Origin of the sequence: Vibrio sp. N418 (assembly GCF_000222565.1) — a bacterium.
GTDB lineage: Bacteria > Pseudomonadota > Gammaproteobacteria > Enterobacterales > Vibrionaceae > Vibrio > Vibrio scophthalmi.
This window is the reverse complement of sequence record NZ_AFWD01000061.1, coordinates 1-17,564: the sequence shown is the minus strand read 5'-3', so window position 1 is coordinate 17,564 and position 17,564 is coordinate 1. Positions and strand designations below refer to the sequence as shown.

At 44.5% G+C, this 17,564-nt stretch carries 18 protein-coding genes; 13 read left to right on the top strand and 5 right to left on the bottom strand.

From position 1 onward, the window contains the following. Positions 1 to 33 precede the first annotated feature (33 nt). The 4 genes from RH86_RS13565 to RH86_RS13550 all read right to left on the bottom strand — a co-directional run bounded on the left by RH86_RS13565 (position 34) and on the right by RH86_RS13550 (position 3,802). Entirely contained in the window at positions 34 to 1,410 is a 1,377-nt protein-coding gene (locus RH86_RS13565; RefSeq protein ID WP_009386724.1) for an AmpG family muropeptide MFS transporter, read from the bottom strand. A gap of 84 nt (positions 1,411 to 1,494) precedes the next feature. Then, complete coding sequence (locus RH86_RS13560) at positions 1,495 to 2,040, bottom strand: peptidylprolyl isomerase (protein ID WP_009386723.1); 546 nt, start codon at positions 2,038 to 2,040, stop codon at positions 1,495 to 1,497. Further along, positions 2,040 to 2,612 carry a YajG family lipoprotein gene (locus RH86_RS13555; RefSeq protein WP_005592811.1) on the bottom strand — a complete coding sequence of 191 codons (573 nt, stop codon included), beginning with the start codon at positions 2,610 to 2,612 and terminating at the stop codon, positions 2,040 to 2,042. The genes RH86_RS13560 and RH86_RS13555 overlap by 1 nt, the downstream gene beginning before the upstream one ends. 59 nt (positions 2,613 to 2,671) lie before the next feature. Beyond that, complete coding sequence (locus RH86_RS13550) at positions 2,672 to 3,802, bottom strand: methyltransferase (RefSeq protein WP_009386722.1); 1,131 nt, start codon at positions 3,800 to 3,802, stop codon at positions 2,672 to 2,674. A 149-nt stretch (positions 3,803 to 3,951) separates the two neighbouring features. Here RH86_RS13550 and RH86_RS13545 point away from each other — a divergent pair, with 149 nt between their 5' ends. The 9 genes from RH86_RS13545 (at position 3,952) to nqrM (ending at position 12,047) form a co-directional block, all read left to right on the top strand. Beyond that, entirely contained in the window at positions 3,952 to 4,257 is a 306-nt protein-coding gene (locus tag RH86_RS13545) for a BolA family protein (RefSeq protein ID WP_005592808.1), read from the top strand. Between the two features lie 424 nt (positions 4,258 to 4,681). Next, positions 4,682 to 6,022 carry a Na(+)-translocating NADH-quinone reductase subunit A gene (locus RH86_RS20305; protein WP_005592807.1) on the top strand — a complete coding sequence of 447 codons (1,341 nt, stop codon included), beginning with the start codon at positions 4,682 to 4,684 and terminating at the stop codon, positions 6,020 to 6,022. 3 nt (positions 6,023 to 6,025) lie between these two features. Next, the gene (locus tag RH86_RS20300) at positions 6,026 to 7,267 is read left to right on the top strand and encodes an NADH:ubiquinone reductase (Na(+)-transporting) subunit B (RefSeq protein WP_005592805.1); all 1,242 of its coding nucleotides are present in this window, start codon (positions 6,026 to 6,028) and stop codon (positions 7,265 to 7,267) included. Then, the gene (locus tag RH86_RS13530) at positions 7,257 to 8,042 is read left to right on the top strand and encodes a Na(+)-translocating NADH-quinone reductase subunit C (RefSeq protein ID WP_009386721.1); all 786 of its coding nucleotides are present in this window, start codon (positions 7,257 to 7,259) and stop codon (positions 8,040 to 8,042) included. The genes RH86_RS20300 and RH86_RS13530 overlap by 11 nt, the downstream gene beginning before the upstream one ends. Beyond that, positions 8,042 to 8,674 carry an NADH:ubiquinone reductase (Na(+)-transporting) subunit D gene (locus RH86_RS13525; protein WP_005592801.1) on the top strand — a complete coding sequence of 211 codons (633 nt, stop codon included), beginning with the start codon at positions 8,042 to 8,044 and terminating at the stop codon, positions 8,672 to 8,674. Before RH86_RS13530 ends, RH86_RS13525 begins: the two co-directional genes overlap by 1 nt. A gap of 7 nt (positions 8,675 to 8,681) precedes the next feature. Further along, a complete protein-coding gene (gene nqrE / locus RH86_RS13520; protein ID WP_038219715.1) occupies positions 8,682 to 9,278 on the top strand; it encodes an NADH:ubiquinone reductase (Na(+)-transporting) subunit E in 597 nt (198 codons plus the stop codon). A gap of 29 nt (positions 9,279 to 9,307) precedes the next feature. Beyond that, positions 9,308 to 10,534, top strand: coding sequence for an NADH:ubiquinone reductase (Na(+)-transporting) subunit F (gene nqrF / locus RH86_RS13515; protein ID WP_005592797.1), 1,227 nt, complete (start codon positions 9,308 to 9,310; stop codon positions 10,532 to 10,534). 252 nt (positions 10,535 to 10,786) lie between these two features. Beyond that, complete coding sequence (locus tag RH86_RS13510) at positions 10,787 to 11,791, top strand: FAD:protein FMN transferase (RefSeq protein ID WP_009386720.1); 1,005 nt, start codon at positions 10,787 to 10,789, stop codon at positions 11,789 to 11,791. Between the two features lie 22 nt (positions 11,792 to 11,813). After that, complete coding sequence (gene nqrM / locus RH86_RS13505; RefSeq protein WP_005592795.1) at positions 11,814 to 12,047, top strand: (Na+)-NQR maturation NqrM; 234 nt, start codon at positions 11,814 to 11,816, stop codon at positions 12,045 to 12,047. A gap of 75 nt (positions 12,048 to 12,122) precedes the next feature. Here the strand turns inward: nqrM and RH86_RS13500 are convergent, their stop codons facing one another. Next, positions 12,123 to 13,337 carry a response regulator gene (locus RH86_RS13500; protein ID WP_009386719.1) on the bottom strand — a complete coding sequence of 405 codons (1,215 nt, stop codon included), beginning with the start codon at positions 13,335 to 13,337 and terminating at the stop codon, positions 12,123 to 12,125. Positions 13,338 to 13,493: 156 nt separating this feature from the next. Between RH86_RS13500 and dinB the strand changes: the two genes are divergently transcribed. The 4 genes from dinB to RH86_RS13480 all read left to right on the top strand — a co-directional run bounded on the left by dinB (position 13,494) and on the right by RH86_RS13480 (position 17,518). Next, positions 13,494 to 14,561, top strand: coding sequence for a DNA polymerase IV (gene dinB, locus RH86_RS13495; protein WP_009386718.1), 1,068 nt, complete (start codon positions 13,494 to 13,496; stop codon positions 14,559 to 14,561). Between the two features lie 106 nt (positions 14,562 to 14,667). After that, positions 14,668 to 15,147, top strand: a complete 480-nt coding sequence (locus RH86_RS13490; RefSeq protein WP_009386717.1) for a GreA/GreB family elongation factor — start codon at positions 14,668 to 14,670, stop codon at positions 15,145 to 15,147. A 61-nt stretch (positions 15,148 to 15,208) separates the two neighbouring features. Beyond that, a complete protein-coding gene (locus tag RH86_RS13485) occupies positions 15,209 to 15,970 on the top strand; it encodes a YggN family protein (protein WP_009386716.1) in 762 nt (253 codons plus the stop codon). A gap of 186 nt (positions 15,971 to 16,156) precedes the next feature. After that, entirely contained in the window at positions 16,157 to 17,518 is a 1,362-nt protein-coding gene (locus RH86_RS13480; RefSeq protein ID WP_009386715.1) for a sodium-dependent transporter, read from the top strand. Positions 17,519 to 17,564: the final 46 nt, after the last annotated feature.

The window sequence follows — 17,564 nt, the reverse complement described above, 5'->3', positions numbered from 1 at the left end:
TGAAATAAAAGGGTCGCTGATGCGACCCTTTTTCTATTTCTGCTGTGTTGAATCAATATCTTCTTGGTCACGTAAGCGTGCTTTATCTAACATGTCGTTAAAGTAGTCACGCATGGTATACAGCATGATAAGGCTAGGGATCACCATTAACGCGGTAATGATAAAGAACATCGACCAATCATTGAGATAATCGACGAGTTCACCACTAAAAGAGGCTAGAGTGGTGCGGCCAAAGTTGCCTAACGAGGCTAATAGCGCATATTGAGTTGCTGAAAAGGCTTGTCCTGTCACCACGGTTAAGAAGGAGACAAAGGCAACGGTAGAGAACGCCGAGGTAAAGTTATCGACCACTAAGGTGGCAAGAAAGAGTGACTCACTTGGGCCTACTTTTGCAATCCATGCAAACATTAGATTACTGGCTGCCATCGCAATACCACCAATCATTAAGCCTCGTACAATACCAAACTTCACATTGACCATACTGCCAATCAAGGTGAATAGCATGGTTAAGCCCCAACCAATTAGTTTGGAATAGTAGCCAATTTGCTCATTGCTGAATCCGATGTCCTTGTAAAAGGCAATCGACATACGACCAAGAAACGCCTCACCAATCTTAAATAGAAAAACAAATAACAGCAGTGTCAGAGCAACACGAAAGCCATTACGTTTAAAGAAATCGATAAACGGCTCAAGAACTGTCACTGTAAGCCAAGCCACTACTGGATTGCCAACGACCTTGCTGTGACGAGCTTCGGCTTTGGCCTGCAGAGCATCGCGCTTGGTTACAGGCTCTCCAACCAACAAGGTAAATAGCATCAATAAGCCGACGATCACCGCCATGCCGTAAAAAACACCATTCCAGCCGATGCTATCTGCGTTGATAAAGGCTAAGTAGCCCGGTAGTGAATAACCTGTCCACCAACCAATAACCGCCATCGCAGAGGCTTGAGGTAACTTCTCTGATTGGGATTTAGGAAAGGTATCAATGCGATAAGCATCAATGGCGATATCTTGGGTTGAGGATGCGATAGCAATGCAGAGTGCCAACATTGAGGTCAGCATTAAGTTTTTTGCAGGGTCAACACCAGCAATCATCAGCGTACAGATGAGCACGACACTTTGGCATAAGAATATCCAACTGCGTCGTTGCCCTAGAGAGCGCAGCAATGGCAGTTTGACGCGATCCACTAAGGGAGCCCAAAGGAAGTTAATTGCATAAACCGCAAATACACTACCAAAATAGCCGATAGCGGTACGCGTTAGGCCCGCATCTTTTAACCAGCCCGACATATTAGAGCCGATCAGTACCCATGGAAAACCGCTCGAACAGCCGAGCATAAAGACCCAAAGTAGGCGCTTATCTAGGTAACTACGAACGGTGTCTGACCATGACATTGAAGCGTTAGCCATAACGAATCCTTGAAAAAGCGTGATTCATATTAGAAACGAAGAGAGAAAGAAAAGGCTCTCATTGAGAGTGAGAGCCTAACTGTATTAGTCGAGAACCGTGACTTTTTTAATCACGATCGCTTCTACAGGAACATCGCGGTAACGACCAACAGAGTGTGTTGGTTTTCTTGCCATTTCTTGTACAACATCAAAGCCCTGGACGACTTCACCAAAAACAGCGTAGCCGGGTGGGCGAGAGCTGGCATTAAGGAAATCATTATCCGCTAAGTTGATGAAGAATTGACGAGTAGCAGAATTAGGATCGTTAGTACGAGCCATGGCGATCGTTGCTACATTGTTTGGTAAACCATTGTTTGCTTCATTCTTAATTGGTGCATAAGTGTCAGCACGATTCATATCAGTATCAAAGCCACCGCCCTGAGCCATAAAGCCTGGAATGACACGGTGAAATTGTGTACCAACATAGCTGCCATCTTTTACATACTTAAGGAAATTCGCAACAGAAACTGGTGCCTGCTGGCTATTCAGCTCGATAACGATTGAACCTAGATTGGTTTCCATTTCAACTTTAGGCCCAGCAAAAGCAAGGTTTGAAACCAGCGCAAAACACGCCAGGGCGTATTTCCACATTAGAAACGCTCCTGCATGTAGCTTTGCAGTTCACGGTCATTGGCAATTTCACGTAGTGCTAGGTTAGCAACATCGTTTAATACCAGTTCAATTTCTTCGTTAGAAGCGCTCAATGCACCATTACGGTTTGCCGTTGCGGTGTAGAGTTTAACCAGTTTTCCTTTTGGTGTTTCAGCGGTCAGTTCAATAACGAGTTTCGCGTCCATCTCGTTTTCCATCACAGAATGCTTCACAGACACCAGCATCTCTTGTACTTGCAGTACGATAGAGTTGTCACTGTTGACTGAAGTGCGGAAACCTTGAGATTGGAACTGTTCTAATAGGGCATTTTCTAAGGTGATACGTACATTCTGTTTTGAATGAAGTGGTTCAATATTTGAACGGCCACTGTCAACAAGCGCGACATACTGTGCTGAGCGTACATCTTTACTGGTTAGTGAGAATGTACTGCCATTAACAATGTTGCTATTACTCAATTCTGCACGAGGGGCAAAGTTAAGTTGCTCTTGTTGAGGGGCAGAACAAGCGGTGAGTAGTAATGCCATAGACGCGGCGAGAACCAGTTTTCTCATTGTCATTTCCTTTTCTATTTTTTTGCACAGAAGCTAAAATCTTGAGCGATAATAGTGGACTACTTAGTCGCTTGTAAAATTACAAATTTCTTATTTACTGCAACGACAGAGACATTTGACTTACCAAACAGTCGTTTTAACTTCACATCGTATCCGAGGTGACGGTTACCGATAACTAATAATTGCCCACCAGTGCTGAGAACATGCTGTGCATCACAGAACATCTGCCAAGCGATATGGTCGGTCACGGCTTGTTGCTGGTGGAACGGTGGGTTACAGACTACAAGGTCATACCCAGCGGCTTTGATACCATCTAAGCAGTTGTTCGCCATGCAGTGGAAACGCTCAGATTGGCCAACGTTATCGAGTAGATTTTGCTCAGCAGATGCGACCGCCATAAAGCTCTCATCGATACAGGTAATCTCAAGGCTTGGGTTCAGTTGTGCCAATTTAATCGACAAAATACCGTTGCCACAGCCTAAATCAATCGCATGCTTATAGGTGTCATCTGCGGGTAAATTTTGCAGCATAAAACGCGCGCCTTGATCCAAGCTCTCACCGGAATACACATTGGCGAGATTTTTCAGCGTAATATTGTGTTCATCAACCGCCCAAGTCGTAAACGGCTCAACGTCGATAGGTTGAGGACTATTAGCAAAACTGAACACTAAGCGGTGTTTTTTCCACGCAAGTGACGTTTTTGTCTCACCAAGATATTTTTCAAACAATTTTAGGGTCGAAGAGTGGATCTCTTTGGCTTTATTGACGGCAATGACGGGGATATGACTTGGTAAGGTGTTACGCAATTGTGCGAGTTGCCAAGTTAAGTAGCGATTGTTGCGTGGGATTTGCATGATCACCAAATCAACATCCGTAGGGATGCATTCAAGGCTAGACGCTAGCACGACTGGATTGCAGTGATTGTCGGTCAGATTATTACGTGTGGCTTGCTGTGCGATAAAAGAGTCACTTAGCATGGTGACATGATGCTTATCTGCTAACCAACAACTGAGCGCGCCAAAACTGTCATTGAGCACGACAATTTTTTGCCCGGCAGAGAGCGCCATCTCTTCGATATGTTGAATTAGGTATTCATCACCAGCGTCCCATGCCTGTAATGTTTCGTTATTACGTTTTGGATAACGAAAGAGAGTTAATGTACGATCATAAAGAGAAAGATCAGTTTTCATAAATGGAACGCTTTGTGTTTTTTTGATTAAAAGAAATTGTCGCAGATGAAGAGCAAAGTGAAAACTAAAACCTTTTGATTTACGTATCATATGACTATGATGCAGTGATAATAATTAGTCATACTGTTAATAGGAAGTGGTGAAGCACTATGTTAGAAGAAGTAATCCAAACCAAACTCCACCAACAACTCTCACCGAAACACCTTGATGTCATTAATGAAAGCTACATGCATAATGTTGCGCCCGGCTCTGAAAGCCACTTTAAGGTGATCGTCGTCAGTGAACAATTTGAAGGGCTGCGCTTGATCGCAAGGCACCGTATCATTAATCAAACCTTAGCCGACGAGCTGGCGAATCATATTCATGCCTTAGCGATTCACACTTATACGCCGAGCGAATGGCTTGATTTACAGCGTGCACCAGATAGCCCAATGTGCTTAGGTGGCGACAAGTAATTTATGAGGCAGCCGTGGGCTGCTTTTTTAGATTACTCATTATCCTCATTAACATTGTGGAAACATAAGTCAGAATGAAACAAAATAAAAATAATCGTTTCATTATGTTAACTATCAATAATAATATTTATGCTGACAACAATATATCGATGTGCGATGGGTCAAAATTATGATTATTCTTTGGCCTTTTAAACTCAATTCCTAGCATTTATTACTGCTATACCTCTGATTGGTCATGGCATCAGATTCGGAAATGATGATAGACTATCGCACCTGATAAATCTCACGTATTATATGTGAAGAAATTATTACTAGGATGTTGCGATTTTGGCGAAAGTAAACGCCGAAACCGGACACTGATGTCGTGTCTAAAAGTTACGCAATTTAAAGAATCTTTTTCCCGATAAAAGTAGTGCAAGTGCGTATGATTACAATAAAGAAGGGTCTGGATCTTCCTATCGCGGGAACTCCTGCCCAGGTGATTAGTGATGGCAAAGCCATCAAAAAAGTCGCCTTGCTTGGCGAAGAGTACGTTGGCATGCGTCCTACCATGCATGTCCGCGTAGGCGATGAAGTGAAAAAAGCGCAAGTTCTTTTTGAAGACAAGAAGAACCCTGGCGTGAAGTTTACTTCACCAGCAAGCGGTAAAGTGATCGAAGTTAACCGTGGCGCTAAACGTGTCCTTCAATCTGTAGTGATTGAAGTGGCAGGTGAAGAGCAAGTTACTTTCGATAAGTTCGAAGCTGCTCAACTAAAAGGTTTGGATCGTCAAGTGATCAAATCTCAACTAGTTGAATCAGGTCTTTGGACAGCTTTACGTACTCGTCCGTTTAGCAAGGTCCCAGCAATCGAATCTTCTACTAAGGCTATCTTTGTTACTGCAATGGATACTAATCCACTCGCAGCACAGCCTGAGTTGATCATTAATGAACAACAAGAAGCATTTATCGCTGGTCTTGAAATTCTCTCAGCCCTAACTGAAGGTAAGGTTTACGTTTGTAAATCTGGCTCAAGTTTACCTCGTTGTTCACAGTCAAATGTCGAAGAGCACGTTTTTGATGGCCCTCACCCTGCTGGTCTTGCCGGCACTCACATGCATTTCCTATATCCGGTAAATGCAGAGAACGTGGCGTGGAGCATCAACTATCAAGACGTTATTGCTTTCGGTCAATTGTTCCTAACCGGTGAATTGAATGTAGAACGTGTTGTTTCATTGGCAGGCCCTGTCGTGAACAAACCACGTCTTATTCGTACCGTTGTAGGTGCAAGCCTTGACGAGTTAACTGACAACGAGCTAATGCCTGGCGAAGTTCGCGTGATTTCTGGCTCAGTACTTAACGGTACTCAAGCAGCTGGCCCTCATGCTTACCTTGGTCGTTACCATCAGCAAGTGTCTGTTTTGCGTGAAGGTCGTGAGAAAGAGTTGTTTGGTTGGGCTGTCCCAGGCAAAAACAAATTCTCAGTAACCAAATCTTTCCTTGGTCATATCTTCAAAGGTCAGTTGTTTAACATGACAACGACGACGAACGGTAGTGACCGTGCAATGGTTCCAATTGGCAACTACGAACGCGTAATGCCGCTTGATATGGAACCAACATTGCTACTTCGCGATCTATGTGCAGGTGATACGGACAGCGCGCAAGCGTTGGGTGCACTTGAGCTGGACGAAGAAGATTTAGCATTGTGTACCTTTGTATGTCCAGGTAAATACGAATACGGTCAACTGCTTCGTGAATGCCTAGATACCATTGTAAAGGAAGGGTAATCCATGCTTAAAAAATTCCTTGAGGATATCGAGCATCATTTTGAGCCGGGTGGCAAACATGAGAAGTGGTTTGCGCTTTACGAAGCAACAGCAACGCTTTTCTACACACCTGGTACAGTAACAAAACGTAGCTCGCACGTTCGTGATAGCGTTGATTTAAAACGTATCATGATCATGGTTTGGTTCGCGGTATTCCCAGCAATGTTCTGGGGTATGTACAACGCGGGTGGCCAAGCTATCGCAGCACTTAACTTCCAATATGCTGGCCAAGAACTTGCTGACATCATCGCAGGTAACTGGCACTACTGGCTAACCGAAATGCTTGGCGGCACCATGAGTGCAGAAGCGGGTGTTGGCAGTAAGATGCTACTTGGCGCGACCTACTTCCTACCAATCTACGCGACAGTGTTCCTTGTCGGTGGTTTCTGGGAAGTGCTTTTCTGTATGGTGCGTAAGCACGAAGTTAACGAAGGTTTCTTTGTTACTTCTATCTTGTTTGCACTTATCGTTCCACCAACTCTACCTCTATGGCAAGCAGCACTAGGTATTACCTTCGGTGTTGTGGTTGCGAAAGAAATCTTTGGTGGTACAGGTCGTAACTTCTTGAACCCTGCATTAGCAGGCCGTGCATTCTTGTTCTTTGCATACCCAGCGCAAATTTCTGGTGATGCAGTTTGGACAGCGGCTGACGGTTTCTCTGGTGCAACGGCTCTGAGCCAATGGGCTCACGGTGGCTCTGGCGCTCTAATCAATACAGTAACGGGTAACCCGATTACTTGGATGGACGCGTTCATCGGTAATATCCCTGGTTCAATTGGTGAAGTATCAACGCTAGCGCTTATGATCGGTGCGGCCATGATCGTTTACATGCGAATCGCCTCTTGGCGCATTATCGCAGGTACGATGGTGGGTATGATCGTTGTAGCGACGCTATTTAACATCATCGGTTCTGACACTAACCCTATGTTTGCAATGCCAGCACATTGGCACCTAGTTCTAGGTGGTTTTGCGTTTGGTATGTTCTTCATGGCAACAGATCCTGTATCGGCTTCATTTACCAACCGTGGTAAATGGTGGTACGGCATCTTGATCGGTGCGATGTGTGTAATGATTCGTGTAGCAAACCCAGCGTATCCAGAAGGTATGATGCTGGCGATTCTATTCGCGAACTTGTTTGCACCTCTATTCGACCACATGGTTATTGAGAAGAACATTAAGCGGAGACTAGCACGCTATGGCAAGTAATAACGATAGCATTAAAAAGACGCTGTTTGTTGTTATCGCATTGAGCTTAGTGTGCTCAATCATCGTATCAACAGCGGCGGTTGGCCTGCGTTCAAAACAGCAAGAAAATGCGGTTCTTGATAAGCAGACAAAAATTTTGGAAGTAGCGGGTATTAATACTGTAAACGCAGATATTAAAACTGAATTCCAAAATAATATCGAACCACGCCTTGTAGACTTTAAAACGGGTGATTTCGTAGAGACAGCAAAAGATGGCTCTACAGCAGCGAATTACGATCAACGTAAAGCGGCTAAAAACCCAACGGAATCTGTGAAGCTAACGGCTGAGCAAGATAAAGCAAAGATCCTTCGTCGTGCTGACGTAGGTATTGTTTATCTAGTGAAAGGCGAGAATGGTATCTCTAAAGTTATCATTCCAGTTCATGGTACCGGTCTATGGTCAATGATGTACGCGTTTGTCGCCGTTGAAACTGATGGCAACACGATTGCAGGTGTTACTTACTACGACCAAGCGGAAACTCCGGGACTTGGTGGTGAAGTTGAAAACCCAGCATGGCGTGCACTGTTTGTTGGTAAGAAACTGTTTGATGCAGACCACAACCCAGCAATTAAGATTGTTAAAGGTCAAGCTCCTGAAGGTTCAGAGCATGCGATTGACGGTCTTTCTGGTGCGACGCTAACAGCAAATGGTGTTCAACATACGTTCGACTTCTGGTTGGGTCAAGATGGCTTCGGTCCGTTCCTTACCAAAGTTGCTAATGGAGGTCTGAACTAATGGCTAATGCAAAAGAAATGAAAAAGAGCCTTTTAGCGCCAGTATTGGACAACAACCCAATCGCGTTACAAGTTCTTGGTGTTTGTTCGGCTCTTGCAGTAACCACCAAATTAGAAACGGCATTTGTAATGACAGTAGCGGTTATTTTCGTAACTGCTTTCTCAAACTTATTCGTTTCGCTTATTCGTAACCACATGCCAAACAGTGTTCGTATCATCGTACAGATGGCGATCATCGCATCTTTGGTAATCGTGGTAGACCAAGTTTTGAAAGCGTACCTTTACGATATTTCTAAACAGCTATCAGTATTTGTAAGCTTAATCATCACTAACTGTATCGTTATGGGTCGTGCTGAAGCGTTTGCAATGAAATCAGCGCCACTACCATCTTTCATTGATGGTATCGGTAATGGTCTTGGTTACGGTTTCGTGCTTATCACGGTTGCGTTTTTCCGTGAGCTACTAGGTTCAGGCAAGCTATTTGGTTTGGAAGTGCTACCACTAGTGAGTAATGGTGGTTGGTATCAGCCTAACGGTCTAATGCTACTAGCACCATCTGCATTCTTCCTAATTGGTTTCATGATTTGGGCTATCCGTATTCTGAAACCAGCACAAGTAGAAGCGAAGGAGTAAGGGCATGATCGAACATTACATTAGCCTGTTAGTTAAATCGATTTTCCTCGAAAACATGGCTTTGTCTTTCTTCTTGGGTATGTGTACTTTCCTTGCCGTATCGAAGAAGGTTAAGACCTCTTTTGGCCTAGGTGTTGCTGTTGTGGTCGTTTTGACCATCGCGGTACCAATGAATAACTTGGTATACACCTATGTATTGAAAGAGAACGCGCTGGTTTCAGGTGTGGACTTAAGCTTCCTTAACTTCATTACCTTTATCGGTGTTATTGCGGCACTAGTACAAATTCTAGAAATGATCCTCGATCGATTCTTCCCACCTTTGTACAACGCACTTGGTATCTTCCTTCCGTTGATCACAGTTAACTGTGCGATCTTCGGTGGTGTATCGTTCATGGTGCAACGTGACTATAACTTTGCGGAATCAGTAGTATACGGTTTCGGCTCAGGTGTGGGTTGGATGTTAGCGATTGTTGCTCTTGCTGGTATCCGTGAGAAGATGAAATACTCAGACGTGCCTCCAGGTTTACGTGGTCTTGGTATTACCTTTATCACTGTTGGTTTGATGGCGTTAGGCTTTATGTCTTTCTCCGGTGTTCAACTGTAGGGTAAGCACCCATAAGTAAGGAATAAAAAATGCAAAGCATTATTCTTGGCGTAGCGATGTTTACCATTATTCTACTTGCTTTGGTTTTAGTGATCCTATTCGCTAAATCTAAGCTAGTGCCTACAGGTGACGTTACTATTTCAGTTAATGGTGACCCAGAGAAGAGTTTTGTGACTTCTCCAGGTGACAAGTTGCTTGGTGCGATGGCTGCTAAAGGCATCTTCGTATCATCAGCGTGTGGTGGCGGTGGCTCTTGTGGTCAGTGTCGCGTAAAAGTGAAAGCAGGTGGTGGTGATATTCTACCAACTGAACTGGATCATATTTCTAAAGGTGAAGCACGTGAAGGTGAGCGTCTAGCTTGTCAGGTAGCGGTTAAATCTGATATGGAAATTGAACTTCCAGAAGAAATTTTTGGTGTTAAGAAGTGGGAATGTACTGTTATCTCGAATAACAACGAAGCGACTTTCATCAAAGAATTGGCACTGGCAATCCCTGAAGGGGAAGAGGTTCCATTCCGTGCAGGTGGCTACATTCAGATCGAAGCTGAACCACACCACGTGAAATACGCAGATTACGATATTCCAGAAGAGTATCGTGGTGACTGGGATAAGTTTAACTTGTTCCGTTACGAATCAATCGTTAAAGAGCATTCAATCCGTGCTTACTCTATGGCTTCATACCCAGAAGAGAAAGGCATCATTAAGCTTAACGTGCGTATCGCAACTCCGCCGCCAAATAACCCAGACGTGCCACCAGGTGTGATGTCGTCTTACATTTGGTCTCTAAAAGCAGGTGATAAGTGTACTATTTCAGGTCCATTTGGTGAGTTCTTCGCTAAAGATACCGACAATGAAATGGTCTTCATCGGTGGTGGTGCAGGTATGGCGCCAATGCGTTCTCATATCTTTGACCAACTTCTTCGCCTTAAATCGAAGCGTAAGATGTCTTACTGGTATGGTGCACGTTCTAAGCGTGAAATGTTCTACGTGGAAGATTTCGATGGCCTAGCGGCAGAGAATGAAAACTTCGTATGGCACTGTGCACTGTCTGATCCTATGCCAGAAGATAACTGGGATGGTTACACAGGCTTCATTCACAACGTTCTTTACGAGAACTACCTACGTGATCACGAAGCGCCAGAAGATTGTGAATACTACATGTGTGGTCCACCTATGATGAACGCGGCTGTTATCGGCATGCTGAAAGATCTAGGTGTAGAAGATGAAAACATCCTTCTAGATGACTTCGGTGGCTAATTTCTACGTAATTGAAGCGCTAGCACCATCAGCTTGATAAATCCTCCCTAGTTACATAGAGAACTAGATAACTAGGGAAGGATGATTAGCTTTTTTGCTATCAAATCAATTGCTTGATTTTAGTTTCACGACAAATAGATACATGGCTGGCTCTTGAGCTAGCCATTCTTTTTTCAAAATTAGTGAATATAAGATAGCTGATGAATATCAACAGCTACCCTATGTTTTCTAAACAACACCAGGAGTAAACGAGTGAAAAAGTGGCTTGTTGTCTTTGCTTCTCTATTGGTTCTAGCTGGCTGTGAAAAATCGGTAGAACAAGTTCATTTAAGCGGTCCTACTATGGGGACAACTTATAATATTAAGTACATTGAACAAGAAGGTTTACCGACACCAGACGTTCTACAGACTGAAATTGATCGCTTACTTGAAGAAGTGAATGACCAGATGTCGACTTACCGTAAAGACTCTGAACTAAGTCGCTTTAATCAGCATCAAACTAATCAACCTTTCGAAGTCTCGCCGCAAACCGCGACAGTTGTGAAAGAAGCGATGCGCTTGAACGGTCTAACTTTAGGGGCATTGGATGTCACGGTTGGGCCACTAGTGAATCTATGGGGTTTTGGTCCTGAAGCGCGTCCTGATGTTGTTCCAAGCGATGAAGAATTGGCTGCTCGCAAAGCCTATACTGGAATTGAACATCTATCGATGGACGGCAATAAGTTATCGAAGGATATCCCTAACCTGTATGTCGACCTTTCAACCATCGCTAAAGGATGGGGTGTCGATGTGGTAGCGAATTACTTACAGTCAGAAGGCATCGCTAACTACATGGTGGAAGTTGGCGGTGAGATGCGTTTAAAAGGTGTCAACCGTGAAGGCATTGGCTGGCGTATTGCAATTGAAAAACCAAGTGTGGGTGAGCGCTCAATCCAAGAGATTATTGAGCCGGGCGATATGGCGATAGCGACCAGTGGTGACTACCGTAATTATTTCGAGAGTAATGGCATTCGATATTCTCATATTATCGATCCAAAAACGGGCTACCCAATCCGCCATAAAGTGGTATCAGTGACAGTGCTTGATGCGTCATCAATGACGGCTGATGGCCTTGCAACCGGTCTAATGGTGCTCGGTGAAGAGCGTGGTATGCAAATCGCTAACGAAAATAATATTCCGGTGTTCATGATTGTGAAGACCGATGATGGTTTCAAAGAATTGGCTTCAGAAGCGTATAAGCCATTCATTAATCAATAATTAGCTAAGTGAGCATCTGATTATGAGTACATTTCTAATTACTTTTGGTGTGTTTATGGCGGTCATCGCTGCGATGGCAGTGGGCTATATCTTCCAAAAGAAAGTGGTAAAAGGCAGTTGTGGTGGCCTCGGTGCTGTCGGCATTGAGAAAGTGTGTAATTGCCCAGAGCCTTGTGATGCGCGTAAGAAGCGTGAGGCTCGCGCTGCTGCTCGTGCTGAAAAGCTCGCGGCATGGGAAAAAGATCGCATTGCCTAATATGGCTTTAAATAAAAAAACCGGCATTCAGCCGGTTTTTTTGTTCTCTAGGGTAAATTTCACTGCGCAACAACCTTACTGCGCAATGACTAGGTTACGGCCCTGATCTTTAGCGGCATAGAGGCGATCGTCTGCCAATTTAATTTGCGCATCGAGGCTCTCTTGCATGGTCGCAACGCCAATGCTGATGGTGACAGTTATCGAGGTGTCTTGATAGGGAATGCTGGTGTTGGCAATTCGCTGGCGCAGTTTTTCCAATCGGGAAGTAAAGTGGTCGAAAGAGCCACAAGCTTGAATACAAAACTCTTCACCACCAAATCGAGCGATGACATCGTCAGGGAAGTAAAGCTGCAAAATTTTGGCCACGGTCACCAATACGGCGTCGCCACCATCGTGGCCGTAGGTATCATTGACTGCTTTAAAGAAATCGATATCAAGCATCGCGATATTACGAGCCTCGCAACCATTGCACGCTTGATTAAATAGATAGCGACGATTCCAAAGCCCAGTCAGAGCATCTTGATTCGCCATGCGATAGAGCTCTTGAGTAGCCTCTTGCATATTGAGTATTTGATGCACGCGGCAATAAAACTCCTCGGGGTTAAAAGGCTTGTTGAGGAAGTCGTTGGCGCCCGCTTTTAGAAATTGTGCCGTTAAGGTGGGATCTTCGCTGCCTGATAAGCCGAGAATTGGTAGTCGGGTACGGTCACTCTGTTGACGAATTTCACGGATCATGGTGATGCCATCTTTTTCCGGCATATCATGATCGCTAATGACAAACGTAATCTCAGCATCGTTTTGCAGTGCTTTGATTGCTTCAACGCCATTTTCTGCTTGGCGGGTAGTAATATATTGATGCTCAAGCAACTGTACCACGTGATTACGCACAGTTGCTGAGTCGTCAACGACCAAACACTTATGCTGTTGATTACGCTCTAAACGTTGGATCAAGGGCAAAATGTATGAGACTGAAGCGGTACTGTCTTTAAGCAGATAATCGACCACCCCTTTTGCCAACATGTGCTCGCGAAGCTCAGGGTTAAATAGCGCAGTCAGCACAATAACCTTATGTTGGTGAGTCAGTGCTAACTCGATAACTTCACCATCTTCCCCGTCCGGTAGACAATAATCGAGCACAGCACAGAGAATATCCTTTTCAGTATTCAATATACTTTTTGCTTGAGCGATATTTTCTGCAGCAAAAACGTGATACCCCGCTTGGCTTAAGAGCTGTTCTAGGTAATTGCGAAAAGTGAGGCTGTCTTCAACCACTAAAATCTTTTTATTCACGTAGCATCCATACTATCTGATTTGTTAATAGCTATCATAAAGTGTTCTTGAGCAGAGCTCCATGATAAAGAAGTGGCAATGCTGTGATGCAAATAGATTTTTCATCTTCCACTTTATTATTTATACTGTGTTTTTAAACAGTGTGGTGTGATGGGTATGGCTGCGGAACGAGTAAGAAAAATCATTCATGTGGATATGGATTGTTTTTTTGCCGCTGTCGAAATGCGTGATAACCCAAGTTATCGTGATCGTCCCCTAGCTGTTGGGGGCAGTGAAAAGCAACGTGGTGTGATCAGCACCTGTAATTACCAAGCTCGTAAATTTGGTGTTCGTAGCGCAATGCCAACTGCAAGAGCGTTGCAGCTTTGTCCCGATCTGCTAGTGGTTCGTGGCCGTATGGACGTTTACAAGCAGGTCTCGACCCAAATACGCGCTATATTCGAGCGCTACACCGTCTTAATTGAGCCTCTTTCCCTCGATGAAGCCTATCTCGATGTGACAGATTCGACGTTATGTCGAGGCTCTGCGACCTTGATTGCGCAAGCGATTCGTCGTGATATAGAAAACGAATTACATCTCACTGCCTCAGCTGGTATCGCTCCGATCAAGTTTCTCGCTAAAGTGGCGTCTGATATTAATAAACCCAATGGACAATGTGTTATTCCACCGGAGCAAGTGCAAGCGGTGGTTGATAAATTGCCATTGGAGAAAATTCCCGGAGTGGGGAAGGTGAGCCTCGAGAAGTTACATCAAGCAGGTTTTTTTCTGTGCGAGGATATTAAAAACAGCGATTATCGTGAGTTATTGCGCCGCTTTGGAAGACAAGGTGAATCTTTGTGGAAACGTAGCCACGGCATTGATGAACGGGAAGTGGTGACTGAGCGTGAGCGAAAGTCGGTCGGTGTTGAGCGTACATTTACTCACAACATTGTGAGTTATGAACAGTGCTGGCAAGTGATCGAGCAGAAGTTGTATCCTGAGCTGGAAGTTCGTCTGCTCAAAGCCAGTCCAGATAAATCGATTATCAAACAGGGAATTAAGGTTAAGTTTGCCGACTTTCAGCAAACTACCATCGAGCACATTCATCCACAATTAGAATTAGACGATTTTCGTCAATTATTAACCGACGTGTTGAAGCGCCAAAATGGTCGGGAAATACGTTTACTGGGGTTAAGCGTGATGCTTAAACCGGAAGATCAAAGCAAACAATTAAGCTTCTTTTAGTCGGCGTACTTTCCGTGTTTGTCTAGCTATGCACTCTTGGAATGGCATCGAGTGTGCTACTCTATTGCCTTGTTATCATCTCCTTGTAGTTTCCACTTACACCATCATGCATAAACAGCAATTAGTCGCCGATATCGTCGCCGCGCTCCAAGAAAAGTTAGTTATCGCTCACTCATCAACTCAAACTGCGATTGATGCTGCGACAGATGACCAAACGGTATCAGAACATAAATATGATACTTTAGCGCTTGAGGCCGCTTATCTTGCCCATGGGCAAGCAATGCGAGTTCAAGAGTGTGAACGTGAGCTGAGTTTAATGCGCAATCTTACGCTGCGCAGTTTCGTCGATAGCGCCATTGCTGTTGGCGCGTATGTAGAAGTTGAAGATGAACAGGAAGTGAGTAGGCACTTCTTTATCGCTCCCTGTGCTGGTGGATTAGAGGTTGAATCCCAGCAACAGTCTGTGTATTTGCTCACGGTGCTATCACCACTTGGTAAAGCGCTGAAAGGCAAGTTAGAAGGCGATGAGGTAGTGGTTAAGATTGGCGACAAAGCGAAGACCTATCAAGTCGTGACAGTCAGCTAACATGCCTTCCGTGCATTAATGTTATAGTAATAATAGATTTGGATAACGATTGAGCGACATCATGAAAACACACATCATCAGCCTTTCACTTATATTTCTTAGCGTTGCTAGCTTTAGTGCGAGCAGCCAAGCTGCGCAGTGCCGCATTGATATACAAAATCAGGTGACATTGGATGGCGAAAAACTCGAAATTGCCCACAGTGATGGTGAAAAAGCAGTCGTCGATGGTGACAACAACCTCTTTATTCATGGTGAGAAGATCCAACTTGATGCTGAGCAGCAAGCGGCGATCGATAAGTACCGCCAACAAATGAATGATTATCTGCCACGCGCAAAACAGCTGGCTGATGATGGTATCGCCTTGGCGAATGATTTAATTGATGATGTTGCAACTAGCCTTGAAGCACCGGGTGCTTTTGATGATGTAAAAACGGCAGTCAAAGAATTTTATGCCGACGTCGAAGCGCGTTATTACAAGGATGGTGATTTAATTCTCCCTGCGCAAAGCTTTGATGAGATGACGCAATCTTGGGCGGATGACTTTGCTAAAGCAAAAGAGATCTTCACCAGTGAGTTTTTGTCTGATGCGATGGGAGTGTTATCAGAGAAGATGCAGCAAGATGGCGGTTTAAACTTAACTGAATTGTCGGAAAGTATGTATGCGCTGAAAGCAAAAGTTGAAAAGCGTATGGCAGAACATGCTGCAGAATCACAACAGAAAGCACAAGAGTTCTGTGAGTCTCTTGACCAAATGGCAGAGCAAGAACAAGACGTTCTGAAAAAGATCCCACAGCTTAAAGACTACCAAGTCTTTAGTATTTAACAATAACCTCTATTTTATTGAAGGAGCCAATACGGCTCCTTTTTTATTACTTCGAGTAAAAATGAGGTAGTGAGATCATCGGAAAACTGTCGGGTATATCGAAATAATTGTCTAATAGCGCTTGTGCATTGTTGGTTTTAATTATAATGTACTAGCCTACTAGTTCATTGATATTGTGTGGGTGGTATGACACAACAACATTCTTCTGAGCGTGAGCATTTTGGCTCTCGTCTTGGCTTTGTCCTTGCTGCCGCTGGCGCAGCGGTGGGGCTTGGTAATATTTGGGGCTTCCCGACACAGGCTGCCAGCAATGGCGGTGGCGCATTTCTGCTAGTTTATCTGGTGATGATCCTTGTGGTTGCTTTCCCTATGCTGGTGGTTGAAATGGCGATTGGTCGCTATGGGCAAGCGAACCCTGTAGATAGCATGCGTTCACTAACCGATAAGCCGCTAGGTAAGACTTTCGGTGGTTTAGTCGGTTGGATAGGTTTGAGCGTGCCAAGTGCTGTTTTAGCCTTTTATAGCATTGTTGGTGGTTGGTTGATCTGTTTCATGCTGGGGGCGATTACCGACATTTTCGGCCTGCAAGCGGCAACGGCTTGGTTTAAAGGATTCAGTGTAGAACGTAACCTTTTTGGTACTCTCGTTTTTTATGTTCTGACGATCCTGATTGTGCAAGGTGGCGTAAAACAAGGTATTGAGAAGTGGTCAACACGCCTGATGCCGGCACTGTTTGTCCTATTTGGTCTTCTGTTTGTCTACATCATGACGCAAAACGGCGCAATGGAAGGTTTGAAGCACTATTTAGTACCTGATTTTGAGAAAGTATTTGACCGAAAATTGATTCTAGCGGCGATGGGACAAGGCTTCTTCTCGCTGACTATCGGTGGCTGTTCAATGTTGATCTACGGTTCTTATTTAAGTAAGAAAGAGAACTTGCCTAAGATGGCAATGAACGTGACCTTAGTCGATACTGCCGTGGCCTTTATTGCTGGCCTAGTCGTGATGCCGGCGATGTTTGTTGCGATGCAAAAAGGTGTTCAGATCTATGCTGAGGATGGGTCATTACTAAGCTCTGATACCTTGGTCTTTACTGTCTTACCTTTGATGTTCGATAGCCTTGGGTTATTGGGACAAATCTTCTCGATTGCGTTCTTTTTACTACTGACGATTGCAGCATTGACCTCATCAATCTCGATGCTGGAGTGTCCGGTTTCGTTGGTGGGAGAGCGTTTTAACACCAAACGTGGGCCAACCAGTTGGGTTCTGGGTGGCATCATTGCACTATTTAGCGTGGTGATCGTCTATAACTTTGGTGCGATGTTTGGCTTAGTCGCTACGGTGGCGACTCAGTACTTACAACCAACGGCAGCACTACTATTCTGTGTATTTGGTGGTTGGGTTTGGAATCGCAACGCTAAGATCAAAGAACTAGAACAAGGTTGTCCTGAGTTCAGCCAAGGGCTATTCGGTAAGTTGTGGCCTGCGTACGTGAAGTTTGTTTGCCCGTTGTTAGTGGCTACGGTTATTTGGGCTTCATTCGGCTAATTAGCCTATGAATAAATAAGCGATACAAAAAAGCCCGCATTGCGGG

What these genes read in the sequence shown, in the direction of transcription:
- nqrF (WP_005592797.1), top strand. Translation starts at nt 9,308, where the DNA reads ATGCAAAGCATTATTCTTGGCGTAGCGATGTTTACCATTATTCTACTT.
- RH86_RS13525 (WP_005592801.1), top strand. Translation starts at nt 8,042, where the DNA reads ATGGCTAATGCAAAAGAAATGAAAAAGAGCCTTTTAGCGCCAGTATTG.
- nqrM (WP_005592795.1), top strand. Translation starts at nt 11,814, where the DNA reads ATGAGTACATTTCTAATTACTTTTGGTGTGTTTATGGCGGTCATCGCT.
- RH86_RS13550 (WP_009386722.1), bottom strand. Translation starts at nt 3,802, where the DNA reads ATGAAAACTGATCTTTCTCTTTATGATCGTACATTAACTCTCTTTCGT.
- RH86_RS13555 (WP_005592811.1), bottom strand. Translation starts at nt 2,612, where the DNA reads ATGAGAAAACTGGTTCTCGCCGCGTCTATGGCATTACTACTCACCGCT.
- RH86_RS13565 (WP_009386724.1), bottom strand. Translation starts at nt 1,410, where the DNA reads ATGGCTAACGCTTCAATGTCATGGTCAGACACCGTTCGTAGTTACCTA.
- RH86_RS13490 (WP_009386717.1), top strand. Translation starts at nt 14,668, where the DNA reads ATGCATAAACAGCAATTAGTCGCCGATATCGTCGCCGCGCTCCAAGAA.
- dinB (WP_009386718.1), top strand. Translation starts at nt 13,494, where the DNA reads ATGGCTGCGGAACGAGTAAGAAAAATCATTCATGTGGATATGGATTGT.
- RH86_RS13480 (WP_009386715.1), top strand. Translation starts at nt 16,157, where the DNA reads ATGACACAACAACATTCTTCTGAGCGTGAGCATTTTGGCTCTCGTCTT.
- RH86_RS20300 (WP_005592805.1), top strand. Translation starts at nt 6,026, where the DNA reads ATGCTTAAAAAATTCCTTGAGGATATCGAGCATCATTTTGAGCCGGGT.
- RH86_RS20305 (WP_005592807.1), top strand. Translation starts at nt 4,682, where the DNA reads ATGATTACAATAAAGAAGGGTCTGGATCTTCCTATCGCGGGAACTCCT.
- RH86_RS13485 (WP_009386716.1), top strand. Translation starts at nt 15,209, where the DNA reads ATGAAAACACACATCATCAGCCTTTCACTTATATTTCTTAGCGTTGCT.
- RH86_RS13545 (WP_005592808.1), top strand. Translation starts at nt 3,952, where the DNA reads ATGTTAGAAGAAGTAATCCAAACCAAACTCCACCAACAACTCTCACCG.
- RH86_RS13560 (WP_009386723.1), bottom strand. Translation starts at nt 2,040, where the DNA reads ATGTGGAAATACGCCCTGGCGTGTTTTGCGCTGGTTTCAAACCTTGCT.
- RH86_RS13530 (WP_009386721.1), top strand. Translation starts at nt 7,257, where the DNA reads ATGGCAAGTAATAACGATAGCATTAAAAAGACGCTGTTTGTTGTTATC.